Origin of the sequence: Pseudomonas sp. FP2335 (genome assembly GCF_030687535.1) — a bacterium.
Taxonomy (GTDB): Bacteria; Pseudomonadota; Gammaproteobacteria; order Pseudomonadales; family Pseudomonadaceae; genus Aquipseudomonas.
Window position 1 is genome coordinate 5,522,569 of record NZ_CP117437.1, and the last position, 25,287, is coordinate 5,547,855.

24 protein-coding genes are annotated in these 25,287 nt (G+C 62.8%); 15 read left to right on the top strand and 9 right to left on the bottom strand.

Features of this window, described 5'->3' with window-relative positions; genetic code table 11:
- The 8 genes from PSH81_RS24965 to PSH81_RS25000 are packed head-to-tail and all read left to right on the top strand — an operon-like array spanning position 1 to position 7,532.
- Entirely contained in the window at positions 1-465 is a 465-nt protein-coding gene (locus PSH81_RS24965; protein WP_305391658.1) for a transglycosylase SLT domain-containing protein, read from the top strand.
- Complete coding sequence (locus tag PSH81_RS24970) at positions 462-1,646, top strand: type II secretion system F family protein (RefSeq protein ID WP_226454506.1); 1,185 nt, start codon at positions 462-464, stop codon at positions 1,644-1,646. The genes PSH81_RS24965 and PSH81_RS24970 overlap by 4 nt, the downstream gene beginning before the upstream one ends.
- 4 nt (positions 1,647-1,650) lie before the next feature.
- The gene (locus PSH81_RS24975; RefSeq protein WP_305391659.1) at positions 1,651-3,291 is read left to right on the top strand and encodes a GspE/PulE family protein; all 1,641 of its coding nucleotides are present in this window, start codon (positions 1,651-1,653) and stop codon (positions 3,289-3,291) included.
- Positions 3,272-3,997 (top strand): hypothetical protein, encoded by a 726-nt coding sequence (locus tag PSH81_RS24980; RefSeq protein ID WP_305391660.1) that lies wholly within the window; start codon positions 3,272-3,274, stop codon positions 3,995-3,997. Before PSH81_RS24975 ends, PSH81_RS24980 begins: the two co-directional genes overlap by 20 nt.
- A complete protein-coding gene (locus tag PSH81_RS24985; protein ID WP_305391661.1) occupies positions 3,994-4,548 on the top strand; it encodes a hypothetical protein in 555 nt (184 codons plus the stop codon). The genes PSH81_RS24980 and PSH81_RS24985 overlap by 4 nt, the downstream gene beginning before the upstream one ends.
- Positions 4,549-4,554: 6 nt before the next feature.
- Positions 4,555-5,091 carry a hypothetical protein gene (locus PSH81_RS24990; RefSeq protein ID WP_226454510.1) on the top strand — a complete coding sequence of 179 codons (537 nt, stop codon included), beginning with the start codon at positions 4,555-4,557 and terminating at the stop codon, positions 5,089-5,091.
- Positions 5,088-5,576 carry a hypothetical protein gene (locus tag PSH81_RS24995; RefSeq protein WP_305391662.1) on the top strand — a complete coding sequence of 163 codons (489 nt, stop codon included), beginning with the start codon at positions 5,088-5,090 and terminating at the stop codon, positions 5,574-5,576. Before PSH81_RS24990 ends, PSH81_RS24995 begins: the two co-directional genes overlap by 4 nt.
- A 15-nt stretch (positions 5,577-5,591) precedes the next feature.
- Entirely contained in the window at positions 5,592-7,532 is a 1,941-nt protein-coding gene (locus PSH81_RS25000) for a secretin and TonB N-terminal domain-containing protein (protein WP_226454512.1), read from the top strand.
- Positions 7,533-7,650: 118 nt separating this feature from the next.
- On the opposite strand, the gene PSH81_RS25005 is transcribed toward PSH81_RS25000, so the two are convergent.
- The 6 genes from PSH81_RS25005 to PSH81_RS25030 form a co-directional block, all read right to left on the bottom strand.
- Entirely contained in the window at positions 7,651-8,421 is a 771-nt protein-coding gene (locus tag PSH81_RS25005; RefSeq protein WP_192299880.1) for an electron transfer flavoprotein subunit beta, read from the bottom strand.
- A 10-nt stretch (positions 8,422-8,431) separates the two neighbouring features.
- Positions 8,432-9,652, bottom strand: coding sequence for an electron transfer flavoprotein subunit alpha/FixB family protein (locus PSH81_RS25010; protein WP_192299881.1), 1,221 nt, complete (start codon positions 9,650-9,652; stop codon positions 8,432-8,434).
- Entirely contained in the window at positions 9,652-11,595 is a 1,944-nt protein-coding gene (dgcB, locus tag PSH81_RS25015; RefSeq protein ID WP_305391663.1) for a dimethylglycine demethylation protein DgcB, read from the bottom strand. Before dgcB ends, PSH81_RS25010 begins: the two co-directional genes overlap by 1 nt.
- 173 nt (positions 11,596-11,768) lie before the next feature.
- On the bottom strand, positions 11,769-13,829 hold the full coding sequence (gene dgcA, locus PSH81_RS25020) for a dimethylglycine demethylation protein DgcA (protein WP_192299883.1): 2,061 nt from the start codon (positions 13,827-13,829) through the stop codon (positions 11,769-11,771).
- A gap of 15 nt (positions 13,830-13,844) precedes the next feature.
- Positions 13,845-14,375, bottom strand: coding sequence for a DUF5943 domain-containing protein (locus PSH81_RS25025; RefSeq protein WP_192299884.1), 531 nt, complete (start codon positions 14,373-14,375; stop codon positions 13,845-13,847).
- 78 nt (positions 14,376-14,453) lie between these two features.
- A complete protein-coding gene (locus tag PSH81_RS25030; RefSeq protein WP_005792153.1) occupies positions 14,454-15,431 on the bottom strand; it encodes a dipeptidase in 978 nt (325 codons plus the stop codon).
- Positions 15,432-15,649: 218 nt separating this feature from the next.
- Here PSH81_RS25030 and PSH81_RS25035 point away from each other — a divergent pair, with 218 nt between their 5' ends.
- Both PSH81_RS25035 and PSH81_RS25040 read left to right on the top strand, forming a co-directional pair.
- Positions 15,650-16,051, top strand: coding sequence for a lysozyme inhibitor LprI family protein (locus PSH81_RS25035; RefSeq protein WP_192299885.1), 402 nt, complete (start codon positions 15,650-15,652; stop codon positions 16,049-16,051).
- A 41-nt stretch (positions 16,052-16,092) separates the two neighbouring features.
- Positions 16,093-16,509 (top strand): DUF3010 family protein, encoded by a 417-nt coding sequence (locus PSH81_RS25040; protein ID WP_305391664.1) that lies wholly within the window; start codon positions 16,093-16,095, stop codon positions 16,507-16,509.
- A 99-nt stretch (positions 16,510-16,608) separates the two neighbouring features.
- Here PSH81_RS25040 and PSH81_RS25045 read toward each other — a convergent pair whose 3' ends face one another.
- The gene (locus tag PSH81_RS25045) at positions 16,609-17,553 is read right to left on the bottom strand and encodes a GlxA family transcriptional regulator (RefSeq protein WP_192299887.1); all 945 of its coding nucleotides are present in this window, start codon (positions 17,551-17,553) and stop codon (positions 16,609-16,611) included.
- A 193-nt stretch (positions 17,554-17,746) separates the two neighbouring features.
- On the opposite strand from PSH81_RS25045, the gene PSH81_RS25050 reads away from it, so the two are divergent.
- The 5 genes from PSH81_RS25050 (at position 17,747) to PSH81_RS25070 (ending at position 21,839) form a co-directional block, all read left to right on the top strand.
- Entirely contained in the window at positions 17,747-18,679 is a 933-nt protein-coding gene (locus PSH81_RS25050) for a choline ABC transporter substrate-binding protein (RefSeq protein ID WP_305391665.1), read from the top strand.
- Between the two features lie 73 nt (positions 18,680-18,752).
- Positions 18,753-19,640 (top strand): 3-keto-5-aminohexanoate cleavage protein, encoded by an 888-nt coding sequence (locus PSH81_RS25055; RefSeq protein WP_192299889.1) that lies wholly within the window; start codon positions 18,753-18,755, stop codon positions 19,638-19,640.
- 147 nt (positions 19,641-19,787) lie between these two features.
- The gene (locus tag PSH81_RS25060) at positions 19,788-20,753 is read left to right on the top strand and encodes an L-carnitine dehydrogenase (RefSeq protein ID WP_226454516.1); all 966 of its coding nucleotides are present in this window, start codon (positions 19,788-19,790) and stop codon (positions 20,751-20,753) included.
- A 113-nt stretch (positions 20,754-20,866) separates the two neighbouring features.
- A complete protein-coding gene (locus PSH81_RS25065) occupies positions 20,867-21,352 on the top strand; it encodes a thioesterase family protein (RefSeq protein ID WP_305391666.1) in 486 nt (161 codons plus the stop codon).
- Between the two features lie 223 nt (positions 21,353-21,575).
- Positions 21,576-21,839, top strand: coding sequence for a hypothetical protein (locus PSH81_RS25070; protein ID WP_192299892.1), 264 nt, complete (start codon positions 21,576-21,578; stop codon positions 21,837-21,839).
- A gap of 106 nt (positions 21,840-21,945) precedes the next feature.
- On the opposite strand, the gene PSH81_RS25075 is transcribed toward PSH81_RS25070, so the two are convergent.
- Both PSH81_RS25075 and PSH81_RS25080 read right to left on the bottom strand, forming a co-directional pair.
- The gene (locus tag PSH81_RS25075; protein ID WP_192299893.1) at positions 21,946-23,049 is read right to left on the bottom strand and encodes a GlxA family transcriptional regulator; all 1,104 of its coding nucleotides are present in this window, start codon (positions 23,047-23,049) and stop codon (positions 21,946-21,948) included.
- Positions 23,050-23,567: 518 nt separating this feature from the next.
- On the bottom strand, positions 23,568-24,944 hold the full coding sequence (locus tag PSH81_RS25080) for an L-serine ammonia-lyase (protein WP_305391667.1): 1,377 nt from the start codon (positions 24,942-24,944) through the stop codon (positions 23,568-23,570).
- Positions 24,945-25,287 lie beyond the last annotated feature (343 nt).

Genomic DNA, 25,287 nt, shown 5'->3' on the forward strand with positions numbered 1-25,287 from the left:
ATGCACACGCTGCGGATCGCCCTGACCTTGCTGTGCCTCGTGGGCACCGCCCAGGCCGACTGTTGGCAGTTGGCGGCCAGCCGTTATCACGTCGATCCGCTGTTGCTGTACGCCATCGCCAAGGTCGAATCCAACCTCAACCCCAACGCACGCAATCTCAACGGCGACGGCAGCCAGGACCTGGGCCTGATGCAGATCAACAGCCGCCACTTGCCCACCCTCGCCCGCTGGGGCATTACCGAACAACAATTGATCAGCCAGCCCTGCACCAGCGTGATGGTCGGCGCATGGGTCCTCGCCGGGTTTATTCAACAGACCGGCTATGGCTGGCAGGCGGTCGGGGCCTACAACGCGGGGGGCCGGCCGGATCGTGAGGCGCGCCGTTCCAGCTATGCGCTGGCGGTATGGCGCTACTACGGCGCGTTGCTGCAACAGCGCGAGCAACTGGCGAGGCCGGCACCATGATCGACATCGACGCCCGCATCATCCGTGACGGCCATTTGCAGACCCTGCGCCTGCAAGCCAGCGACCTCGCCCAGGCGCGCCAGCAACTGCAAGCCGATGGCGCCCAGGTTGTCTCACTGAAAACCCGTCGCCAGCTCAAGTTGCCCAGCCGCCGCGCCAAGTTCGCCCTGGGCCTGTTTATCCAGGAGTTGGTGGTGTTGCTCGACGCAGGCCTGGTGCTGGTGGAAGCCGTGGAGACCCTGCGCGACAAGGCGCCGCCGGGGATCAACCGCCAGGTGATGAGCGACTTGCTGGCCTCGATGTACGAGGGCAACGCTCTGTCCAAGGCCATGCAGCTCAAGCCACAGACCTTTCCCGAGTTGCTGATCGCCACCGTGGCGTCCTCGGAACACAGCGGCCAATTGGCGGTGGCGCTGCGTCGTTATCACCATTTCGAGGCGCACTTGGAGACAGTGAAAAAACGCGTCAGCGGTGCGCTGATGTACCCCTTGGTGGTGCTCAGCGTCGGCGCCTTGATCCTGTTGTTCCTGCTGTTTTTCGTGATCCCGCGCTTCGCCTCGGTGTTCGACTCGGTCACCGACCTGCCCGCCACCGCACGTTTCATGGTGTGGTGGGGCGCGCTGGTGGAGACCCGTGGCAGCGAACTATTGATCGGCGTGGCGCTGGCAATTGTCGGCCTGGTGCTGCTGTTGCGCAGCGCCGCGTTCAAGCGGCGCGTCGCCGACCTGTTCTGGAAGATCCCCAGCCTCGGCGCCCAGCGCACGCTGTTTATCCTCGCGCGGTTCTACCGCACCGCCGGCATGTTGCTGATGGGCGGGATGCCCGTGGTCACGGCGGTGCACATGTCCGGCGCACTACTGCCCGCCGAGCGTCAGGGCGCGCTGCGCCAGGCCATGACCGACATCCAGGCCGGGCAGCCGCTGTCCACGTCCCTGGCCCGCCATCAACTGACCACCGCCGTCGCCGAACGCCTGTTACGGGTCGGTGAACAGAGCGGTGAACTGGCGGCGATGTGCGAGCGCATTGCGCAATTTCACGATGAAGCGCTGGAACGCGCCATCGAACTCTTCAGCAAAGTTTTCGAGCCTCTGTTGATGCTGGTGGTGGGCGGCTTGATCGGCCTGATCGTGTTCATGTTGTACATGCCGATCTTCGAACTGGCAGGTTCCATTCAAGGGTAGCGCCATGAGCGAACAGACACGGCAATGGCAAGCATTGGCGCAACAACGCTCGATGTCCCTGGCCAACTACCTGCTGGAAGTGCTGGACAAGGCACCCGATCAACTCGCAACCATCGCCACCCCCCTGGGCCTGACGCCGATCAAACCCGAGCACCTGACGGAAAACCACTGGCGCTTCGACCTGCTGTCACTGCCCCAATCGCTGATGCACAACGTGCTGCCCCTGGACTACAAGGGCTACCCCTGCCTGGCGCTCGGCGACCCGTTCACCCTGGCCAATCGGCACTGGATCCAGTCCACTCCCAGCCTGCATTCACTGCCCCTGGCGATGAGCCTGCCGGGCGCGGTCAAGGCCCAGTTGGCGCTCGCCGAAACCAGCCAGCGCGTGATGCAGCCCTTTGGCGAGGACAATGAAGACGCCCGCGTCGGCCAGGCCGCCCAGGAAATCTCCCTGAGCAGCATCGCCCGCGACGACAACCCCGTGGTGCGCCTGATCAACTCCATGTTGTTTGATGCGCTGCAAAGCCGCGCCAGCGACATCCATCTGGAGACCAACCCCGAAGGCCTGGACATCAAATACCGCATCGATGGTGTGCTGCAAGCGATGGGCAAGGCCAACGGCCTGGACATGGCCGAGCAGGCGCTGTCGCGGATCAAGGTCCTGTCGGAACTGGACATCGGCGAGCGCCGGGTGCCCCAGGACGGGCGATTCAAGATGAAGATCCAAGGCCGTGAGGTGGATTTTCGTGCGTCGATCATGCCCAGCATCCATGGCGAAGGCGCGGTGCTGCGGATTCTCGACAAGTCCCAGCGCGGTGAATCCCTGAGCCTGGAAAGCCTCGGCCTCGCCGCCGACACCATCGCCCGCATCCGCCTGCTGGCCAGCGAGCCCTACGGCATGCTGCTGGTGACCGGGCCCACCGGCAGCGGCAAATCCACCACGCTGTACGCGACCCTGTCGGAGATCAACACCGGCGAGAAAAAAATCATCACCATCGAAGATCCGGTGGAATACGAACTACCCGGTGTGCTGCAGATTCCGGTGAATGACAAAAAGGGGCTGACCTTCGCCCGCGGTCTGCGCTCTATCCTGCGCCATGACCCCGACACCATTCTGGTCGGGGAAATCCGCGATGGCGAAACCGCCGGCATCGCGGTGCAAGCGGCACTCACCGGGCATCTGGTGATGTCCTCGGTGCACGCCAACAGCGCGTTCAGCGTGCTTGAACGCTTTACCTACATGGACGTGGACCCGGCCAGCTTCGTCGAAGCCCTCAACGGTGTGGTCGCGCAGCGGCTGGTGCGGCGGGTGTGTCCGGATTGTGCGGTGAATGCCGAACCCGACGCCGACAGCGCCCGCCTCGTCCAGCTTGCCGATGACCAACTCAAACACGGCCACTACCGCGCGGGCAAAGGCTGCGACGCCTGTCGTCACACGGGTTATCGCGGACGGCTCGCCCTGGCGGAAGTGCTCACGCTGAACGACAGCATCAAGGAGGGCCTGCTCAACCGCAGCTCGGCAGCCACCTTGCGCGAGCTGGCGCGTGAGACTGGCCATGTGTTCATGCGTGAGATCGGCCTGGCCCATGCCGCCCAGGGCCACACCACGATCAAGGAGATCCTCCGTGTCCTTCCCTTTCATTGAGCATGTGGTGTGGCTGCACAGCAGCGGCGCCGTCTGGGCTGCGCGCCCGCGCTGGCGCGGTGCAACGGTATGGCGCGCGGAACAGGCCGGCGAACCCTTGGCCGCCTGCGCCGAACTGCTCGCACAGGCGCCGCGCGGTCGCGTGCGCTTTCTGGACCGGGCCAGCGTGCTGCTGGGGTTTCCCCACGTGCATTACCTGATGCTGCCGTGGCAAGACGACCTGCATCGCCACACTGACTGGCAGGGCTTCGCCGAAGCCACGTTCAGCCAACAGGCCGGTATCGACAGCGAACACTGGCAGGTCCAGGTCGCCAACAGTAGCTTCGGCCGCGATCGCCTGGCGGTGGCCCTGCCACGGGACCTGCTGCAAGACATCCGCGAGCTGTTCAAGCTGGCGCACCTGCCTCTGGTGAGCTGCACACCGCTGCTCACGGCCGTGGCCCAGCGTTACTGGCGATACCTGCCCGAAGACTGCGTGCTGGCCGTCCCCGAAGCCAGCGGCCTCAGTTGCCTGTATCGACACAGCGGCGCGCCGTCCCAGGTGTGCGTGCTGCCCACCCGCCCCGACAGCCACTTGAGCGACAACCTGTTCACCGCCGACCTGCTGGCACAGCAACAGGCGACGACCACGCTGATCGTCGCCAATCGCCCTGTCTCGCCCTGGCTGGGGCCCTTGCATCCGTGGCTGGAGGAATCGTCCACATGAAATCCCGGCTCGCCAGCGCCTGGCACACCCTGCGCACGCCGCAGGCGCCAGCGGTGGACTTGCAACGCCCCGACGGCGTCCATCGGCCGCTGGTCGCCATGCTGTGGCTGCTCACGCTGGGAGTGCTGCTCAACACCTGGTTGCACTGGCAGCGCATGGACCACCAGCAACGCCAGACCGATGCACGGGAGCAGCAGTTCATCGAGCTGACGCGACGCCAGGAGCAATTGATCCAGGCTGCGAGTCGCCTGTCGCCCCGGCAGAAACAACAGCTGGCAGCGCTATCCAAGCAAGCGGCGACACCCTTCGCGCTGATCGACGCCGTGGCGCAAGCCTGGTCCCCCGACGTGGCCCTGACCCGGGTCGAGGTCAACACCCAGACCCAGCTGTTGCACATGGAGCTGGAGGCCAGGCGGCTGGGCGATGCGTTCCGCTTTGTCGAACGGCTCAAGGCCCAGCCGCGGCTGCATGTGAACCTGCAACAAAGCACCCTCAAGACCAATGACCCGCAACACCCGGTGCAGGTCAAGATCGCCGTGGGCGCGGGGTAATCGCCCATGGACGCGTTGACTCGTCACCTGCCGCGCGTGCGCTGGCACCTCATGCAATGGCAACGGCGTCTGGGCTCCTGGGGGCTGCTGGCATTGGCCGTGATGGCGACTGCACTGGTGGTCGAAGTCACGGTGATTCAACCGGCGGGCATCGTCGACCGCCAGCGCCGCCAGGAACTGGAGGCCGGCATCGCCGAACGGCCCCAGGACGTGCAAGTCACGGAGCCTGCGGCCGTCGAAAAAATGCCCAGTGCCGACGACTTTGCGCTGCGCCTGGAACAGCTGCTGGGCTCCCTCACCCAACGCGGCTTCGTGATCGAGCAAACCACCCTGGCCTACTCCGCCCCCGGCGACACCGGGCTGCAACGCCTGGACGTGGAAATCCCGTTGGTCGGGCCCTACAGCCTGCTGCGCGAGGCTTTGGTGGACATCGCGCAACAGCCGGCAGTGCGCATTGAAAACCTCATGCTGGAACGCAAGGAGATCATCAGCAGCCGGCTGAACATCAACCTCAAGATCAGCCTGCTGGGGGTGACGCAATGAAGCTGCCTCTCTATCTACGCGTGCTGTTGCTGCTCACCGTCATCGGCTGCGCCTGGCTGTTCTGGCAGGACACGCCGGACAGTCCGGTCAGCGCCCCCACGGCAGTGGCCGCCAAGCCGGTGGCCGCCGCACCGGCACCCCAGCCCGTGCACGCACCGGCGGCCATGGTCGAGCTGTTCCCCGCGCAAACCTGGACACCCCCGCCGCCACCGCCGATACCTGTGGATAACTCGCCGCCCAAACCGCCGCCGCTGCCATTCACTGTCAGTGCGCAATGGCGCTACGAGAACCAAGCGAAAATCGTCGTGCTGCAAGGCAACGGCAGCCAATACACCCTGTGCAACCGCTGCTCCGTACCGGGACGTATCGTGCCCGGCAAGATGCTCGACGCGCACTACCGGCTGGACAAACTCACCGACACGCTCGTGGTGCTGACCTACATACCGCTCAAGCATGTCAGCACCTTGCGCCTGGATACTCACTGATGAAGGGGAATGATCATGTGGATGCGTACATCGATTCCCCTGGGCCTGGTGCTGATATTGCTTACCGGCTGCGAGACCGATCGAGCGATCAAGCACAGTGACGAACTGCGCCAGCAAGGCGACATCGTGCGCTCGGTCGAAGTGCTGCAAGCCGAAGCCAAACAGGCGCCCGACGATGTGAAATTGCGCACCGCCCAATTCAGCAAGCTGGAGTTGCTGGTCGCCCAATACAGCCGCGAAGCCAGCGCCGCACTGGTGCGCGGCGACGACGCGGCCGCCATTCGCGCGCTGCAAATCATCCTCAAGTACGACCCCGGCAACCTCGGCGCCCGCCAGGAAATCCAGAGCATCGAGGCGATGAAACAACTGCGCCCGCAACTGGCGCGGGCCTATGAAATGAAACGCGCCAACCCGGTCGAAGCGCTCAATCTGGTGCGCCAGATCATTGCGCAAAAACCCAACTACCGAGAGGCCCTGGATTTTCGCAACGCCCTGACCCGCGAGTTGGTGAGTGCCGACTACCTGAGCGCCGACCTGTCCGAAGCCATGCGCAAACCCCTGAGCCTGGAGTTCAGCGCCCAGAGCCTGAGCACGATCTTCGAGACGATAGCGCGGCTGTCGGGGGTCAATTTCGTCATCGACAAAGACGTCAATCCCAGCGCCTCGGCGAGCATGAGCGCCAGCCGCACCACCGCCGAAGATGCGCTGAACCTGCTGCTCGCGACCCAGGGCCTGGACAAGAAAATCCTCAACAACAATACGATCCTCGTGTACCCCAAGCGCCCCGACAAAGAGCGTGAATACCGTGAGCTGGCCGTGCGCACCTTTTACCTCAGCCATGGTGACGCAAAGATCGTCGCCGCCGAGATCAAGCAAGTGCTCAAACCCAAGGAAGTGCTGGTGGACGAGCGCCTGAATGCGGTGATTGTGCGCGATGGGCTGGATACGTTGAGTGCGGTGGAGAAGATGGTCGAGGCCATCGACATTGCGCAATCGGAGGTCACTATCGACATTCAGGTGCTGGAGGTCAGCCTGACGGATGAACTGAATCTGGGCATCCAGTACCCGGAGAGTCTCGGCTTGTCGGTGGGCAACCTGGCCAACGTACCCGCGGGGCTCGCGGGTGTGCCGCTGAGTGCACTGCGCGGGATCAATGGCGATAACATCCTGCTGGACTCAGGCAGCACCTCGGCCCGCATCAATATGCTGCAACGCAGCGGCAACACCGTGACCCTGGCCAACCCTCGGGTACGGGTGCGCAATCGCGAAGAGGCCCAGGTCAATATCGGCGACAAGATCCCCGTGGTCACCACCACGACGGCCAACCTGGTCACCACCTCATCCGTGGCGTACCAGGACGTGGGACTGCAGATCAGGGTCAAGCCCAATATCAGCCTCAGCGATGAGGTGAACCTGGAAGTGGATGTGGAGATGAGCCATATCACCAAGCGCATTGCTGGCTCGGAAAATGTGCCTGCCACTTTTGAATTGGGTTCGCGCTCGACCAGAACCTTGCTCACGGCGCGCAACAATGAAACCCAGGTGGTCTCAGGGCTGATCCGCACCGCCGACGTCGATGACGGCTCGGGCTTGCCGTGGTTGAGCCAGATCCCATGGATCGGCAAAAAGCTGTTTGGCACCAATCAGAGTACCCAGCAGAAAACCGAGATCATCCTGCTGCTGACTCCCAGGATCGAACGCAACCTCGACCTGCCGATTTCCCAGATCAGCACCTTCCACAGCGGCACCGAGGCGCGCAGTTCGACGGAGGGCATGATTCTGCGCGACACCACCGAGAAGATGACGCTCAAGCCTACCGGTGGCGATCCGACGCCCTCGATACCGCCACCGATGCAGCAACCGAATGCCAACTGGGCACCGTTGCCGCCGCCGTTGCCGGAATTGCTGCCCAAGCCAGCGCCGGTGCCGACACCTCAAGCCCCACAGGCACAATGAAAATCAATTGTGGGAGCTGGCTTGCCTGCGATGGCGGCGGGTCAGCTTGTACAGCCTTAGCTGATGGACCGCTATCGCAGGCGAGCCAGCTCCCACATGGTTTTGCAGGGTTCTCTAGTTAGCGGACTACACCCTCTTCCACCAACAACTTGAGGATCGCCTGGGCGCCCTCCTCCGCGCTCACACCCTTGAGCACTTGCCCACCACCGCCACTGGCCTTGGCCGTCGCGGCTTTCATCCGGTCGGCACCGCTCTTGGCCTTGATCACCTTCAAACGCTTGGGCCGTGGCTTGGCCGGTTGCAGCACTGCGGCGTTGAACAGTTCGTCTTCTGCCACCTCAACCTCATGCGCCGCTAACTCACCACGTTGCGCCGGGCCGTAGGCACTTTGCCGGGGCTTGGGCGCGGCGTTGTCCACCGTGGCCAAAAACGGCAGGCGCACCTTCAAGCGCCGCCGCTGGCCGCGAGGCAAGGCTTGCAGCACATGGGCCACGCCGCCGTCGATGGACTCCACTTGCGCCAACCCGACAATCAGCGGCCAGCCCAGTTGCTCGGCGAGCAGGAACGGCAACATGCCCGAACCTTCGCCGGTTTCCGCCTGGCTGCCGGCGAGCACCACGTGGGCACCGGCATCGCGCAAGTATTCACTGAGCACAGGCAAGGCATCGCTGCCCGCCGGTTGTTCCAGCACATGCAGTTGCGGCAAGCCCATGCCCAAATAACTGCGCAAGGTCGGCTCGGCGATGTTGCCGGCATGCAGCACCTGCAATGTATCCCCAGCCAGTTGCAGGCCCAGCTCCACCGCGCGCGCGTCCTGCTCGGCGCGGCGCGGGCGCCCGGAGGTTGGGTGGGCGCCGATGGACACCAGGCTGATTACATTCGTGGTCATGGTCATGTCCTTAAGCGGCATCGCGCTTGGCGCCGTTGCGGTAGGTCTCGACTGCAGCGATCAAGGCTTGCAGGATCGCGGCACTTTCGCCGATCACCGACAGGTCGGCACGCTTGATCATGTCGCAGCTCGGATCGAGGTTGATCGCCACCACCTTGTCGCAGGCGCCGATGCCTTGCAGGTGCTGGATCGCCCCGGAAATCCCCACGGCCACGTAGACCCGGGCGGTGACCCAGGTGCCGCTGGCGCCGACCTGGCGATCACGGCCCATGAAGCCATCGTCCACTGCCACCCGCGAAGCGCCTTCGGTGGCACCCAGTGCGGCGGCAGTCTGGTGGAACAGCGCCCAGTCCTTAACGCCATTGCCGCCGGAGAAAATGAACTCCGCCTCGGCCATCGGAATCGCTGCCGGGTCCACGGCCACCGCGCCGAGGTCCTCGATACGCGGCAGGCTGCGCGCCAGGGTTGTGGATAACTCCACGGGCAGCACTTCGTGCCGGGTTTCGCTGACGGGTTCAGCGCATTCCACGGCAGCCAGGATCAGGCGCGGCAGTGGCCGGGCCAGGTCTTCCTGGCCCGCGCCGGCACGGCCGATGCACTCGTCGCCCTTGATCTGCCACACCCGTGTGGCCGGACGCTCCTTGAGGCTGGCGGCAAACCGTCGTCCCAGTTCCCCACCGCCACTGCGGCTGTCCGGCAGCAGCCAGTGACGCGGGTTGAACTGGTTATCCACAGCCCGCAAACCTTGCACGCGTTGCTCCGGTGAATAACCGTCGAACTCGTGGCCTTCCAGCACCAGCAGGCGATCCACGCCCGCAGTGGCAAACGTGTTTTCCTTATGCTCGCCAAACACCACCGCCAGCACTGCGCCGTCGCTGCCGGCGAGTTGCCGGGCGAGGCCGAGCAGGTCGCGGTCGTGGCTGCTCAGGCGGCCACCGACCATGTCCGGCACCACGTTGATGTAGAACGCCGGCGCCGCCACCTGATGCAGCGGCAACTGCACTTGCACTGCCGCCGTGCGTTTGGCCGCGCCGCCCTGCTGGGCGCCGCTGCGGTCGATGCGCTTGATGCCGTTGGGGCCGATAAAACCGACGCCATGCACGTTCTTGCGGACGATGCCGTTAGGCCCCATCCAGCTATGTTGTACGGGCTGCATCGCTGCGTGCAGCGGGTGCAGACGGTTGCGGGCGATCCATTCGGCACGGGGGTCGCGGCGGATAATGTCGCTCATCAGTGCACCTCCGCAGGTTCACGCTTTAAAGGGGCTTTGCTCGGTGCGGCGTCTTCAAGCAATGCGTCGGCCACCAGCTCGGCGATGTCCTTGATCAACGGCCGCGGTTCAACCACGCCTTCGAGCATCGCCGTGCACTGTGGACAACCCACGGCCACCAGTTCGGCGCCGGTTTCGCGGATGTCTTCCATGCGCATATCGGGGATACGTTGCTTGCCGGGAATGTCGGTGATCGGCGCGCCGCCACCACCGCCGCAGCAGCGGGAACGGAAGCCCGAGCGTTGCATCTCCTTGACCTCGATGCCCAGCGCACGCAGCACTTGGCGCGGTGCCTCGTACTCGCCGTTGTAGCGGCCCAGGTAGCACGGGTCGTGATAGGTCACGCTGTTGCCTTTGTGCTGGCCCAGGTTCAGCGCGCCTTCGCCGATCAGCTCGGCCATGAAGGTGCTGTGGTGCTGCACGAGGTAGTGGCCGTTGAAGGAGCCGTACTCGTTTTTCAGCACGTGAAAACTGTGCGGATCGCAAGTAACGATGCGCTTGAAGCTGTACTTGGCCAGGGTCTGGATATTGCGCGAGGCCAGCAGTTGGAAGGTGGCTTCATCGCCCAGGCGTCGGGCCACATCACCGCTGTCGCGCTCTTCGAGGCCAAGTACGGCGAAGTCGACATTGGCGGCCTTGAGCACTTTGACGAACGCACGCAGGGTGCGTTGGTTGCGCATGTCGAAGGCCCCGTCGCCGACCCAGAACAGCACGTCGGCACTGCCTTTGTCGCTGAGCAACGGCAGGTTCAGATCCGCCGCCCAATTCAAGCGCCCCCCCGGTGCGAAGCCGCCAGGGTTGTCGGTGGCGATCAGGTTTTCGAGGACTTCGGCGCCCTTGTTCGGCGTGGCGCCCTTTTCCAGGGTGAGGTGGCGGCGCATGTCGACGATGGCGTCCACGTGCTCGATCATCATCGGGCACTCTTCCACACAGGCGCGGCAGGTGGTGCACGACCACAGGGTCTCGGCGTCCACCAGGCCATTGACGATCGGCTGATGTGGGTTGCCGCTGTGTTCACCGATGGCTTTGCCTGGGTACGGGCTCCCGGCGAACTTGGCATCGGTGCCACCGGCCAGGCCGACCACCATGTCCTGGATCAGCTTTTTCGGGTTCAGCGGCTGCCCGGCGGCGAACGCCGGGCACGCGGCTTCGCACTTGCCACACTGCACGCAGGCGTCGAAACCGAGCAGTTGGTTCCAGGTGAAATCCTTGGGTTTTTCCACGCCCAGGGGCGCGGATTTGTCGCTCAGGTCCAGCGGCTTCAGGCCAGTGGAACGGCCGCCGCCGAAACGTTCGGCGCGACGGTGCCAGGCCAGGTGCAGGGCACCGGCGAAGGCGTGTTTCATCGGGCCGCCCCAGGTCATGCCGAAGAACATTTCGGACACGCCCCACAACACACCTACGCTGAGCAGCGCGGCGAGCAGCCAGCCGCCGAAGTCCGCCGGCAGAATCCCGGCCACTGGCAGGGTCACCAGGAAGAAGCTCACCGAGAACGCCATCAGGCTTTTCGGCAGGCGCATCCACGGGCCTTTCGACAGGCGTGCCGGCGGGTTGCGCCGACGCAGGTAGACAAAGGTGGCGCCGACAAACATCAGTACCGAGGCAAGCAGCAAGGCATAGCCAAGGATGCGGTTGTGCAGGCCGAAACCGTGCACCAGGATCGCCAGCAACGCCGACAGCACAAAGCCCAGCGCCGTGGCGACGTGGGTGTTGGCGATGTATTTGTCGCGGGCGACCACGTGGTGCAAATCGACCATGTAGCGCTTGGGCATGGCCAGTAGGCCGCCCAGCAGGTCGACTTTGGACGCGCGGCCACGGCGCCACATCATGACGCGCCGCAGCGCGCCGAGGACGGCGAGGCCCAGGGCGGCAAACAATAAAATGGGAAGCAGGGTGTTCAACATGGTGAAGCTCCCAAAGACCACACAGGTCTACTGTGAAACTGGCCCCAAATGTGGGAGCGGGCTTGCTCGCGAATGCGGTGTGTCAGCTGACGCATTCGGTGGCTGATTCACCGCATTCGCGAGCAAGCCCGCTCCCACATTTTTGACCGAGTACACATTGGTTCAAGGCTGGGTCAGAAATCCTTGCACAGGCGCAGGGCGTCGTAGATCGCAGCGTGGGTATTGCGCTGCGCCACACAGTCACCGATGCGGAACAGCAAGTACCCATCGCCCGTCTCGCTCAGGCACGGTTGCGGTTTGATCGCGAACAGCGCTTCGACGTCGATCTGGCCCTTGTTGCGCGAGCCTTCCTTGAGGGCGTAGTAGATGGCTTCATCCGGACGCACGCCGTTCTCGACGACGACCTGATCGACCACCCGCTCCTCTTTGGCGCCGGTGTATTCGTTCTCCAGCACCGCCACCAGCTTGTCGCCCTCGCGGTAGACCTTTTCCAGCATCATGTCGCCGGTCATGATCACTTCCTTGGGGTACATGCTGCGGTAGTAGGTCGGGAACGACGTACCGCCGATGGCCACGCCCGGCTTGATGTCGTCGGTGACGATCTCGACCTGGCTGCCTTTGTCCGCGAGGAAGTCCGCCACCGACATGCCGGTGAACTCGCAAATAGTGTCATAGACCAGCACGTTCTTGCCCGGTGCAACCTTGCCGTCGAGCACGTCCCAGCTGCTGACCACCAGGCCTTCAGCCGCGCCCCAGTGTTCGTTCTGTTCCACGTTCGGATGGCCACCGACCGCCAGCACTACCACGTCTGGACGCAGGTCCATGATGGTGTCGGCGTCGGCCGCGACGCCCAGGCGCAGGTCGACTTTCAAACGCGCCAGCTCCAGCTGATACCAGCGGGTGATGCCGGCGATCTGGTCGCGTTGCGGGGCTTTGGACGCGGTGGTGATTTGCCCGCCGATGAATTCTTTCTTTTCCAGCAGGGTCACGTCGTGGCCACGTTCGGCCGCCACGCGCGCGGCTTCCATCCCGGCAGGACCGGCACCGACCACCACGACCTTGCGTTTGACGCCGGTGGTTTTTTCGATGATGTGCGGCACGCCCATGTATTCACGGGACGTCGCGGCGTTCTGGATGCACAGCACGTCCAGCCCCTGGTACTGGCGGTCGATGCAGTAGTTGGCGCCCACACACTGCTTGATCTGGTCGATCTGGCCCATCTTGATCTTGGCGATCAAATGCGGGTCGGCGATGTGTGCACGGGTCATGCCGACCATGTCCACATAACCGCCTTCCAGGATGCGGGTGGCCTGGTTCGGGTCCTTGATGTTCTGCGCGTGCAGCACCGGGACCTTCACCACTTCCTTGATCCCGGCCGCCAGGTGCAGGAACGGCTCCGGCGGGTAGCTCATGTTGGGGATCACGTTGGCCAGGGTGTTGTGGGTGTCGCAGCCCGAACCCACCACGCCGATGAAATCGAGCATGCCGGTGTCGTCGTAATACTTGGCGATCTGCTTCATGTCCTCGTGGGACAAGCCGTCCGGGTGGAACTCGTCACCGCACAGGCGCATGCCTACGCAGAAGTCGTCACCGACCTCGGCGCGCACGGCCTTCAGCACTTCCAGGCCGAACTTCATGCGGCCTTCAAAGGTGCCGCCCCATTCGTCGGTACGCTTGTTGACGCGCGGGCTCCAGAACTGGTCGATCATGTGCTGGTGCACGGCGGACAGTTCCACACCGTCCAGGCCACCGGCCTTGGCGCGGCGTGCGGCCTGGGCGTAGTTGCCGATCACGCGCCAGATTTCTTCCGGCTCGATGGTCTTGCAGGTGGCACGGTGCACCGGCTCACGTACGCCGGACGGCGACATCAGGGTCGGCCAGTTGAAACCGTCCCAACGCGAGCGACGGCCCATGTGGGTAATCTGGATCATGATCTTGGCGCCATGCTTGTGCATGGCGTCAGCCAGGTTCTGGAAGTGCGGGATGATACGGTCGGTGGACAGGTTCACCGAGCTCCACCATTCCTGGGGGCTGTCGATCGCCACCACGGAGGAGCCGCCGCAGATCGCCAGGCCGATACCGCCCTTGGCTTTCTCTTCGTAATACTTCACATAGCGGTCGGTGGTCATCCCGCCGTCGGTGGCATACACCTCGGCGTGGGCAGTACTGAGCACGCGGTTGCGGATGGTCAGTTTGCCGATCTGGATCGGCGCAAACATTGCTTCGAAAGCCATGGCACGGTCCTCGGCTTACAACGGCTTGACGGTGAACAAGCCATCATCGTGGCCCTCTTCGGAGCCTCCGTAGACTTGTTCGGCGACGGTGCGGATCTTGCTGCCACGCGCTTGCAGGATCTGGTCCATGGCACCGGCAAACCAGCCGGTGAACATGTAGTCGACTTTGCGCCCGACCTTGCCGTACACGTAGACGAAGGCCGAGTGTTCCAGCTTGACGCTGGCGGTGCCTTTGTCGAGATCGATGTCCTGGATCTTGAACAGGCCCCAGCCGCGTTGCGACAGGCGCTTCATGTAGTGCTCGAACACCGCGACGCCTTCCAGGCCGTGGCACTCGGCTTCTTTTTCACACCAGTGCCAGGCGGATTTGTAGCCGGCCTTGTAGAGGATCTCGGCATAGGCCTCGGCGCCCAGCACTTCTTCGATACCGATGTGGTTGTTGACGAAGAAATGGCGCGGCACGTACAGCATTGGCAGGGCGTCGGAGGTCCAGACACCGGTCTCGCTGTCGACTTCGATTGGCAATTGCGGGGCGATCTTGGCCATGGAAACTTAACTCCAGAAAAATTCTTGTTAATGCCCCCGGGCGCGGACGGCCGGGGGAGAAGATGTGTTGGCGGTGGCTTATTCGCCCCAGACGTCCTTGAGGACGTTGACCCAGTTTTCGCCCATGATCTTGCGGACCACGCGCTCGGGGTGGCCGCGCTTGAGCAGGGTTTCGGTGAGGTTGGGGAACTCGCCCACGGTGCGGATGCCCAGCGGGTTGATGATCTTGCCGAAGCTGGTCAGGCGGCGGGCGTAGCCCTTGTCATGGGTCAGCATTTCGAAGAAATCCTGGCCATGGCCCTGGGTGAAGTCGGTGCCGATGCCAATGGCGTCTTCGCCGACGATATTCATGGTGTATTCGATGGCTTCGGCGTAGTCGTCGATGGTCGAATCGATGCCCTTGGCCAGGAACGGCGCAAACATGGTCACGCCGACAAACCCGCCGTGGTCGGCAATGAACTTGAGTTCTTCATCGGACTTGTTGCGCGGGTGCTCTTTGAGCCCGGACGGCAGGCAGTGGGAGTAGCACACCGGTTTTTTCGATTCGAGGATGACTTCTTCGCTGGTCTTGGAGCCGACGTGGGACAGGTCGCACATGATGCCGACGCGGTTCATCTCGGCGACGATCTCACGACCAAAACCCGACAGGCCGCCATCACGCTCGTAGCAGCCGGTGCCGACGAGGTTCTGGGTGTTGTAGCACATCTGCACCACGCCAACGCCGAGCTGCTTGAAGATCTCGACGTAGCCGAGCTGGTCTTCAAACGCGTGGGCATTCTGGAAGCCGAAGATAATGCCGGTCTTGCCCTGCTCCTTGGCGCGGCGGATGTCGGCGGTGGTTTTCACCGGGATCACCAGGTCGCTGTTTTCACGGATCAGGGTCTGGCTGGCCACGATGTTATTGATGGTGGCCTGGAACCCTTCCCACACCGACACGGTGCAGTTGGCGGCGGTGAGGCCGCCTTTGCGCATGTCCTCGAACAGGTCGCGGTTCCACTTGGCAATAATCAGCCCGTCGATAACGATGCTGTCGGCGTGCAATTCGGCTGGGCTCATCAGGCGTCCCCTTATTGGCGATTCATGCGCCGAATCGTCTGCCGGCGCTTTGGGGCCAGCATATGCCCAGGGGCCGACAGAGCCGGGTGCAAAAACGACAGGGGAATTGCCGAAAGCGTCAATCCACGACAAAGGCTAAGAACAGAGGCCTGACTGACGACTGTTCTTTGTCCTACTCTTGGGCCAGAATTCCCGCACACCTGATATGAGACGGCGCAATGAAATCGATTTTCCTGGCTTTGGCACTCATCGCAACCGGCGTCCACGCGGCCGAAGACACCGACAGCACCCCGTGCGATGGCATCGAAAACGACAAACAAACCCTGGAATGCGCTACCTACAACAAAACCACCGCCGAGCAACTGCTCAAGGATAACTACCAGGGCCTGCTGGAACGCATGGCGGCGACCTACGGCAGCGACAAAACCAAGCTGGCAGACATTACCGCTCGTCTGAAGGATGCCCAGCAGAAGTGGGAAAAACTGCGGGATGCCGATTGCGCCGTGGACACCTTCCCGGCGGTAACGGGCACCAAGGCCTATGCGATTGCAGTGAATGACTGCCTGGCGCGCATGAGTGACGAGCGGTCGGAGTTTTTGGAGTCGATTGGGCAGGAATAAGCGACAATCCCCGGCACTTTCCGTTTGAAACAAGGCTATTCATGAAGACTTGCGGCATCGAAATCAAAGGCAGCGAAGCCATCATCGCCGTCGCCTCCCTGGACAACCAAGTGCTGAGCCACGTCGCCCTGGCCACCAAGAAGATCGCCCTGGAAGACGACGACGAAGCCGCCAACGTCAAAGCCTTCGCCGCGCAAGTGAAGGCGTTTGTGCAGGCCAATGGCATCGAGCGCATCGCGATCAAGAAGCGCAGCAAGAAGGGTGAATTTGCCGGCGGGCCGACCACGTTCAAGATTGAAGGGGTGTTTCAGTTGCTCGACGGTGCGGAGGTGACGTTGTTGTCGCCACAGACTATTAATGCGCAGAACAAGAAGCACAATTTTGATCTGCCCGCGACGCTCAACAAGTACCAGCACGAAGCCTACAAAGCCGCCTGCTCGGCCCTGCTTAAGAAATAAGCCACACTGATACTCGGTGCAGCTCTGAAATTAAGTTTTATACCCAATTATGGCGGCAACTATAATTTATAGTCGCCACTATAATTGGCTAAAAAATGATCAAACCACCTCCCGTCGCCGATCCTCCCGTGGGCACTTGGCAAACCGCGCGCGGTAACTGCGGGTGAAATACGACGGCGATTCAAACCCGCACGCAATACTCACTTCCAGCACGCTCATGTCGCTCTGGCGCAGCAGTTGCCGGGCCTTTTCCAGGCGCAGGCCGAGGTAGAAATTGCTCGGGGTGTCATTCAGGTGCAAACGAAACAGGCGCTCCAGCTGGCGCCGAGTGACCTTGATCGCCTCGGCCAGGGCCAATGTGCTCAGCGGTGGCTCGGTGTGCTGTTCCATCTCGCCGATCACTTGCACCAGTTTCTTGTTGTTGATGCCGTAGCGCGTGGCGATCTGCATGCGCTGGTGGTCTTTGCGTGGGCGGATGCGGCCCAGCACGAATTGCTCGGAAACCTGGATCGCCAGGTCGGGACCATGGGCCTGGGCAATCAGGTCGAGCATCAGGTCGATGGACGCGGTGCCGCCGGCGCAGGTGATGCGGCGACGGTCGATCTCGAACAGTTCCTGGGTCACGGTCAGGTGCGGATACGATTCCTTGAAAGCGTCGATGGCTTCCCAGTGCAGGGTCAGGCGGTGCCCATCGAGCAGGCCCGCCTCAGCCAGCACACAAGCGCCGGTGTCGATGGCGCCAAGGGTTACGCCCTCGTGGTCGAGGCGGCGCAACCAGTGCTCCAGCGCGGGCGTGGCGAACTGCAAAGGCTCGAAGCCAGCGACAACCAATAATGTCGCGCCTTTCTTCAGCGGCTCGAGCGCCGCGTCGGCATTGACCGACATGCCATTGCTCGCCAACACCGCGCCGCCATCGGCGCTCAGCACGTGCCAGCGGTACAGCTCGCCACGAAAGCGATTGGCCACCCGCAGCGGTTCCAGCGCGGAGATAAAGCCGATGGCCGAGAAGCCCGGCATCAGCAAAAAATAGACATCCTGGGACATGGTGGCGCTCTCGTCGGACGGCCAGCGTGGCACTGTGATACTCCCGTTCGCGGGTGGTTTCAAGGGGGCAGGTCGCTGCAGTGCAAGAGTCGGTCGCCGCCGTGCGTTTTACCGCCGCGCAAGCTGCGTACCTTGGCTGCACGGTGCACAAAGACACCGGCCCCCACAATAACGACCTGCCGAGGGAACCACCATGAAACGACTGATGTTCGCACTCAGCGCCAGCGCACTCTTGAGTACCAACGCGATGGCGGCCGACGCGGCGTCCTGCCAGAACGTGCGCATGGGCGTGGTGAACTGGACCGACGTCATCGCCACCAGCGCCATGACCCAAGTGTTGCTCGACGGCCTCGGCTACAAGACCAAACAGACCAGCGCCTCCCAGCAAATCATCTTCGCCGGCATCCGCGACCAGCGCCTGGACCTGTTCCTCGGCTACTGGAACCCGCTGATGACCCAGACCATCACGCCGTTCGTCGACGCCAAGCAAGTCAAGGTCCTCGACAAGCCGAGCCTGGAAGATGCGCGTGCCACCCTCGCCGTGCCGACTTACCTGGCGGACAAGGGCTTGAAAACCTTCGCCGACATCGCCAGGTTCGAGAAAGAACTGGGCGGCAAGATCTACGGCATTGAGCCAGGCTCGGGCGCCAATACCCAGATCAAGGCAATGATCGCCAAGAACCAGTTCGGCCTGGGCAAGTTCCAGCTGGTCGAATCCAGCGAGGCCGGCATGCTCGCCGCCGTCGACCGTGCGGTGCGCCGCAAGGAAGCCGTGGTGTTCTTCGGCTGGGCGCCGCACCCCATGAACGTCAACGTCGCCATGACCTACCTCACCGGCAGCGACGACGCCCTGGGCCCGAACGAAGGCATGGCCACGGTATGGACCGTCACCGCGCCGACCTACGCCGAACAGTGCCCCAACGTGCACAAGTTGCTGACCAACCTGACCTTCACCGCTGCCGACGAGAGCCGGATGATGCAGCCCCTGCTGGATCACAAGGACGCCATCGAGTCCGCCAGGCAGTGGCTCAAGGATCACCCCCAGGACCAGGCGCGCTGGCTCGAAGGCGTGACCACTTTCGACGGCAAGCCGGCTGCGGCCAACCTGCAACTGTCCAGCAAATAAGCCATTTCCAACCACCGTTTCGCGGTCACTCCCGACCGCGAACGGCATCACCACGCCTGTAAGGAACCGCCTCATGAACCACGACGTCATCATCACCTGCGCACTCACCGGTGCTGGCGACACGACCAGCCGCAGCCCCCACGTGCCGGTCACTCCCAAACAGATCGCCGCCGCCGCCGTGGAAGCCGCCAAGGCCGGCGCCACCGTAGTGCACTGCCATGTGCGCGACCCCGAGACCGGCAAGTTCAGCCGCGACGTCGCCTTGTACCGCGAAGTGATGGAGCGCATCCGCGAGGCCGACATCGACATCATCGTCAACCTCACCGCCGGCATGGGCGGCGACCTGGAGATCGGTGCGGGCGAGAACCCGATGGCGTTCGGCCCCAATACCGACCTGGTCGGCCCGTTGACCCGCCTGGCGCATGTGGAGGAACTGCTGCCGGAAATTTGCACCCTGGACTGCGGCACGCTGAACTTTGGGGATGGCGACACCATTTACGTATCCACCCCGGCGCAACTGCGCGCGGGCGCCAAGCGTATCCAGGAGTTGGGGGTCAAGGCCGAGCTGGAGATTTTCGACACCGGCCACCTGTGGTTCGCCAAGCAGATGATCAAGGAAGGCCTGCTCGACAACCCGTTGTTCCAACTGTGCCTGGGCATCCCGTGGGGCGCACCGGCCGACACCACCACCATGAAAGCCATGGTCGACAACCTGCCCGCCGACGCCGTGTGGGCCGGCTTCGGCATCGGCCGCATGCAAATGCCGATGGCGGCGCAAGCGGTGCTGCTGGGCGGCAATGTGCGGGTGGGGTTGGAAGACAACCTGTGGCTGGACAAGGGCGTGCTCGCCACTAACGGCCAGTTGGTGGAGCGGGCGAGTGAAATTCTCAGCCGGCTTGGTGCACGGGTTCTGACCCCGGCGGAAGGTCGCGTGAAGATGGGCCTGACCCGACGCGGCTAACCCCCTGCCCGAAACCGAATCAAAAATGTGGGAGCGGGCTTGCTCGCGAATGCGGTGGCTCAGTACCGGATAGAGCGACTGACACTGCGCATTCGCGAGCAAGCCCGCTCCCACAATGGATCACCGAACTCTTCAGGAATGTCGCCAATGAGCTTTATCACCGAAATCAAAACCTTCGCCGCCCTGGGCAGCGGTGTCATCGGCAGCGGCTGGGTGTCCCGCGCCCTCGCCCATGGCCTGGATGTGGTCGCCTGGGACCCCGCGCCCGGCGCTGAAGCCGCCCTGCGCAAACGCGTCGCCAACGCCTGGGGCGCCCTGGAGAAACAAGGCCTGGCACCCGGTGCATCACAGGATCGCCTGCGCTTTGTCGACACCATCGAAGCCTGCGTAAAAGACGCCGATTTCATCCAGGAGAGCGCCCCCGAACGCCTGGAGTTGAAGCTCGAATTGCACAGCAAGATCAGCGCCGCCGCCAAGCCCAATGCGCTGATCGGTTCGAGTACGTCCGGTCTGTTGCCGAGTGAGTTCTACGAGCGCGCCACACACCCGCAACGCTGCGTGGTCGGCCATCCGTTCAACCCGGTGTATCTGCTGCCGCTGGTGGAAGTGGTCGGTGGCAAAAACACCGCGCCGCAAGCGATCCAGGCCGCGATCAAGGTGTATGAATCCCTCGGCATGCGCCCGTTGCATGTGCGCAAGGAAGTCCCTGGCTTTATTGCCGACCGCCTGCTTGAAGCGCTCTGGCGTGAGGCGCTGCACCTGGTCAACGACGGCGTGGCGACCACTGGCGAGATCGACGATGCGATCCGTTTTGGCGCGGGGCTGCGTTGGTCGTTCATGGGCACGTTCCTCACCTACACCCTCGCGGGTGGCGACGCCGGCATGCGGCATTTCATGGCGCAGTTCGGACCGGCGCTACAGCTGCCGTGGACCTACCTGCCGGCACCGGAGCTGACCGACAAGTTGATCGACGATGTGGTGGAGGGCACCCGCGATCAGTTGGGCACACACAGCATTTCGGCGCTGGAGCGCTATCGTGATGATTGCCTGTTGGCGGTGCTGGAAGCGGTAAAAACCACCAAGGCCAAACACGGCATGAGCTTCGCTGAATAACCCCTGTGGGAGCGGGCTTGCTCGCGAAAGCGGAGTGTCAGTCACTTAAATTTTTCTGACTCACCGCATTCGCGAGCAAGCCCGCTCCCACATTTTTTGACCGAGTACATGCCATGCCTGCATTAACCACTTATACGACGCAAATCCAACCCGACTGGGTGGACTACAACGGCCACCTGCGCGACGCGTTCTACCTGCTGATTTTCAGCTACGCCACCGACGCGCTGATGGACAGCCTCGGCCTGGACAGCACCCACCGCGAAGCCAGCGGCCACTCGCTGTTCACCCTGGAGTTGCACCTGAACTACCTGCACGAAGTGAAACTCGGCGCCGACGTCGAGGTGCATACCCAACTCATCGCCCATGACACCAAGCGCCTGCATCTCTACCACAGCCTGCATCCGGTCGGCGGCGATAAGGAGCTGGCGGGCAACGAACAGATGCTGCTGCACGTCGACCTCAAAGGGCCCCATGCGACAGCGTTTAGCGAGGCCACGCTGCAACGCCTTTCGGCGATCTGCCTGGAGCAGGCCGACTTACCGCGCCCTGCCCTGCTCGGCCGGGTCATCGGCATAAAAAAAGCCCCGATCAAGCCGTGACGAGATCGAGGCAGAAGGTTTTGTGTGAGCTGTACATCCCGAGGGTGACCAAACCGTCAAGCTGCTTGCTTGAACCCAGTGTGCCCATTAGTGCCGTCGGCAAATGGCCCGAAAACGACATGCTCATAGCCATCTGAGCCATTCGTGCAATCTGCCCTTGCCGACCCCTTGAGTGGCTACCAGAATCGAGGTCAAACCCGTTCCCTTCACCAGGATAAACGTCATGATGCATGCGGATTTGATTGACCAGGATGACCTGCTGGGCCAGTTGCGCTCACTGGGTTTTGAAGTCTCCAGCGGCTCTACCGCCGAGCAGGCCTGCGAGTGTGCGGTGCGTGGCTTGAGCGAGGCGCGGGCCAAGGCACTGAAGGGGATGGTGGAGCAGATGTACACCGGCAGCGCGACGATCTTGCCGGCGGTGCGCCAGGCGATCGATAAGCAGTTGCTCCCGGCCCTGATGCAGTTCAAGCAGAACTCCGGGGCCTGATGAACCGCATTCGCGAGCAAGCCCGCTCCCACATTCGACCGAGTTCCAACCCTGGAATGCAGTTGAATGTGGGAGCGGGCTTGCTCGCGAATGCAGGCGCCTGGGTCTAGAGCCTTACGCTGGCAAACGTCGACTCATTGCGCGCCTGGCTCAACGCCGACATCGGCCCCGACAACGGTGACAGCACCAAGGCCGGTGGAATCGGCATCATCGCCACCTGTTGGGTCGTGTTGGAGCCCACACGTTCATCCCGTGGTGGAATGCCGAAGTATTCGCGGTAGCACTTGGAGAAGTGCGGCGTGGAGACAAACCCACACACCGACGCCACTTCGATGATCGACATCGGCGTTTGCTTGAGCAACTGCCGCGCACGGATCAAGCGCAACTTCAGGTAGTAACGCGACGGCGAGCAGTGCAGGTACTTCTGGAACAGCCGCTCCAGCTGGCGCCGCGATACGGCGACGTACACCGCCAACTCATCCAGGTCGATCGGCTCTTCCAGATTGGCCTCCATCAACGCGACGATTTCCTGCAGCTTCGGCTGGTTGGTACCGAGCATGTGCTTGAGCGGTACGCGCTGGTGATCCTGCTCGTTGCGGATGCGTTCGTACACAAACATCTCGGAGATCGCGGCCGACAGTTCACGCCCGTGATCGCGGCTGATCAGGTGCAGCATCATGTCCAGCGGCGCGGTGCCGCCGGAGCTGGTGAAGCGATTGCGGTCGAGGGTGAACAGGCGTGTGCTCATGGCCACGCGGGGGAAGGCTTCCTGCATCGAGGCCAGGCATTCCCAGTGCACGCTGCAATCGAAACCATCGAGCAGACCCGCGCAGGCCAGGGCCCAGCTGCCGGTGCACACGGCGCCCAGGCGACGCGACTGGCGCGCCTGGCTCTGCAGCCACGACACGTGTTCACGGGTGACGGTACGTTGGATACCCACGCCGCCGCACACGATCACGGTGTCCAGGGCCGGGGCTTTGTGCATGGAGGCATCGGGAGTGATTTGCAGCCCGTCGCTGGCCCACACTTGGTTGCCGTCGACACTCAGGGTTGTCCAGCGATACAACTCGCGACCGGACAGCTGGTTGGCCATGCGCAGGGGTTCGACTGCGGATGCCAGGGAAATCAGCGTGAAATTGTCCAGCAGCAAAAAGCCGATGGATTGAGGCGTACGGTTCTGGGGTTGAGCCCCGGAGTTGAACGACGTCATCACAGTATCTCCTCACACAAAGCGGGTGATGGCCTCAGGCGAGGCTCTTGTTATTGCGCTCTTCATCCTTCACGGAGAGAGGCTTTGAATTGACAGAGCAAATGCCATGCCTAAATTTGAATGGCCGTCCAATAACTCCTAAAAACGACGTTTTGACGCGTCTATATAAGCCCGCGCGAGACGCATGGTTAAGCCCTGAAATGGGCGTAGGAACGGGCCCTCACAGACCGGGTGAGCAGAACGGTAGCACTTGTGGGAAGGCGCTTTGCGGGCGTAGGAGAAGTCTGTCACCCATGGCACGGGGGACGGGTGGTCGAGGGGTAAACCGTTCGTGAGCTACTTATCTGTTTGCGACGCGCTAAAAGGTGGCGCTTTTGCTTTGGGTGTGCACTTTGTGAGCAGTGTTGTCTGGACCTCCGCTATCGCAGGCAAGCCAGCTCCCACATTCGACCGCGTCCTCATGCTGGAACTCGGTCAACTGTGGGAGCTGGCTTGCCTGCGATAGCGGTGTCACTGACTCAACACTCGACAGCACTCACCGCCAACCCACCCCGCGACGTCTCTTTGTACTTGTCGTGCATGTCCGCCCCGGTATCGCGCATGGTGCGGATCACCCGGTCCAGCGAGATAAAGTGCTGACCATCCCCACGCAACGCCATCTGCGCCGCGTTGATCGCCTTCACCGCCGCAATCGCGTTGCGCTCGATGCACGGCACCTGCACCAGCCCGCCCACCGGGTCGCAGGTCAGGCCGAGGTTGTGTTCCAGGCCGATCTCGGCGGCGTTGCACAGTTGCTCCGGCGTGGCGCCGAGGATTTCCGCCAAGCCGGCGGCAGCCATCGCGCAGGCTGAACCCACCTCGCCCTGGCAGCCGACTTCGGCACCGGAGATCGAGGCGTTTTTCTTGCACAGGATGCCCACCGCCGCGGCGCCGAGCAGGTAGTCGACCACATTGGCTTCGGTGACTTCTTCGCTGAACTTCATGAAGTAGTGCAGCACCGCCGGGATGATCCCCGCCGCGCCGTTGGTGGGTGCGGTGACCATGCGCCCGCCGGCGGCGTTTTCTTCGTTGACGGCGAGGGCGAACAGGTTGACCCACTCCATCGCGCTCAACGTCGAGCCGATTACATTGGGCTTGTTCAATTCCTGCAGGCTGCGGTGCAACTTGGCGGCGCGGCGGCGCACGTTCAGGCCGCCGGGCAAGATGCCTTCGTGCTTGAGGCCCTGCTCCACGCAATCTTGCATGGCGTGCCAGAGCTTGAGCAGGCCACTGCGGATTTCTTCTTCGGAGCGCCAGACCTTTTCATTGGCCAGCATCAGTTCGGCGACGCGCAGGTTGTGGGTCTTGCACAGCTGCAACAGCTCGGCGGCGCTGGAAAAATCGTAGGGCAGTTCGGTGCGGTCCATGTCGGCCACGCCGCTTTGTGCCTGGGCTTCATCCACCACAAAACCGCCGCCCACCGAATAGTAAGTGTCGCGATGCAACTCGCCGCTGTCGCCGTACACCACAAGGGTCATGGCATTGGGGTGAAACGGCAGGTTTTCGTCGAGCAGGCGCATGTCGCGGGCCCACACGAAGGGCACCGGCAGGTGTCCGTCCAGCAGCAGGGTGTCGGTTTCGCGCAGGGTGTGAATGCGCAGGCCGATTTGCGACGGGTCGATTGCGTCCGGCCACTCGCCCATCAACCCCATGATGGTGGCGGTGTCGCTGCCGTGGCCGATGCCGGTGGCGGACAGGGAGCCATAAAGCTGAACTTCGACGCGCCGCACTTGTTCCAACAACTCACGTCCACGCAGGCCCTGGACGAACAACGCCGCGGCGCGCATGGGGCCGACGGTGTGAGAACTCGAAGGCCCGATGCCGATCTTGAACAGGTCGAAAACACTGATAGCCATTGCGGTAGAACTCCTCGATAAGCACGGCCAGGCTTGAACGAGGTGCTACGCTCAGATCGCCCAGATGGCGGCATCATCAAGCTTTTATCCGCCGTCACGGCGTCTCACACCGACGCACCCATGCTCACTAGCGTCGCTGGCGTGTGATCACCTGTTTTGGGCGTTTTTTGCGGTGCAGATGGGCAAAAACTGCAGTTTTGCCTTGGGAAAAACCTGTAAGCGACGTCACCGACACTGGATACGACCCTCCCTGTACTGGATACGACGCCCCCTGTAGGCGTCAGATTTTCACTGGTACATGATCAGTCTCGACTCGTTTGCAAGGCGCCGTGCCAGAGCAGTT

Bases quoted from the DNA above. Each gene is read 5' to 3' on its own strand.
- PSH81_RS24965 (WP_305391658.1), top strand. From the start codon at position 1: ATGCACACGCTGCGGATCGCCCTGACCTTGCTGTGCCTCGTGGGCACC.
- PSH81_RS24970 (WP_226454506.1), top strand. From the start codon at position 462: ATGATCGACATCGACGCCCGCATCATCCGTGACGGCCATTTGCAGACC.
- PSH81_RS24975 (WP_305391659.1), top strand. From the start codon at position 1,651: ATGAGCGAACAGACACGGCAATGGCAAGCATTGGCGCAACAACGCTCG.
- PSH81_RS24985 (WP_305391661.1), top strand. From the start codon at position 3,994: ATGAAATCCCGGCTCGCCAGCGCCTGGCACACCCTGCGCACGCCGCAG.
- PSH81_RS24990 (WP_226454510.1), top strand. From the start codon at position 4,555: ATGGACGCGTTGACTCGTCACCTGCCGCGCGTGCGCTGGCACCTCATG.
- PSH81_RS24995 (WP_305391662.1), top strand. From the start codon at position 5,088: ATGAAGCTGCCTCTCTATCTACGCGTGCTGTTGCTGCTCACCGTCATC.
- PSH81_RS25000 (WP_226454512.1), top strand. From the start codon at position 5,592: ATGTGGATGCGTACATCGATTCCCCTGGGCCTGGTGCTGATATTGCTT.
- PSH81_RS25005 (WP_192299880.1), bottom strand. From the start codon at position 8,421: ATGACCACGAATGTAATCAGCCTGGTGTCCATCGGCGCCCACCCAACC.
- PSH81_RS25010 (WP_192299881.1), bottom strand. From the start codon at position 9,652: ATGAGCGACATTATCCGCCGCGACCCCCGTGCCGAATGGATCGCCCGC.
- dgcB (WP_305391663.1), bottom strand. From the start codon at position 11,595: ATGTTGAACACCCTGCTTCCCATTTTATTGTTTGCCGCCCTGGGCCTC.
- dgcA (WP_192299883.1), bottom strand. From the start codon at position 13,829: ATGGCTTTCGAAGCAATGTTTGCGCCGATCCAGATCGGCAAACTGACC.
- PSH81_RS25025 (WP_192299884.1), bottom strand. From the start codon at position 14,375: ATGGCCAAGATCGCCCCGCAATTGCCAATCGAAGTCGACAGCGAGACC.
- PSH81_RS25030 (WP_005792153.1), bottom strand. From the start codon at position 15,431: ATGAGCCCAGCCGAATTGCACGCCGACAGCATCGTTATCGACGGGCTG.
- PSH81_RS25035 (WP_192299885.1), top strand. From the start codon at position 15,650: ATGAAATCGATTTTCCTGGCTTTGGCACTCATCGCAACCGGCGTCCAC.
- PSH81_RS25040 (WP_305391664.1), top strand. From the start codon at position 16,093: ATGAAGACTTGCGGCATCGAAATCAAAGGCAGCGAAGCCATCATCGCC.
- PSH81_RS25045 (WP_192299887.1), bottom strand. From the start codon at position 17,553: ATGTCCCAGGATGTCTATTTTTTGCTGATGCCGGGCTTCTCGGCCATC.
- PSH81_RS25050 (WP_305391665.1), top strand. From the start codon at position 17,747: ATGAAACGACTGATGTTCGCACTCAGCGCCAGCGCACTCTTGAGTACC.
- PSH81_RS25055 (WP_192299889.1), top strand. From the start codon at position 18,753: ATGAACCACGACGTCATCATCACCTGCGCACTCACCGGTGCTGGCGAC.
- PSH81_RS25060 (WP_226454516.1), top strand. From the start codon at position 19,788: ATGAGCTTTATCACCGAAATCAAAACCTTCGCCGCCCTGGGCAGCGGT.
- PSH81_RS25065 (WP_305391666.1), top strand. From the start codon at position 20,867: ATGCCTGCATTAACCACTTATACGACGCAAATCCAACCCGACTGGGTG.
- PSH81_RS25070 (WP_192299892.1), top strand. From the start codon at position 21,576: ATGATGCATGCGGATTTGATTGACCAGGATGACCTGCTGGGCCAGTTG.
- PSH81_RS25075 (WP_192299893.1), bottom strand. From the start codon at position 23,049: ATGACGTCGTTCAACTCCGGGGCTCAACCCCAGAACCGTACGCCTCAA.
- PSH81_RS25080 (WP_305391667.1), bottom strand. From the start codon at position 24,944: ATGGCTATCAGTGTTTTCGACCTGTTCAAGATCGGCATCGGGCCTTCG.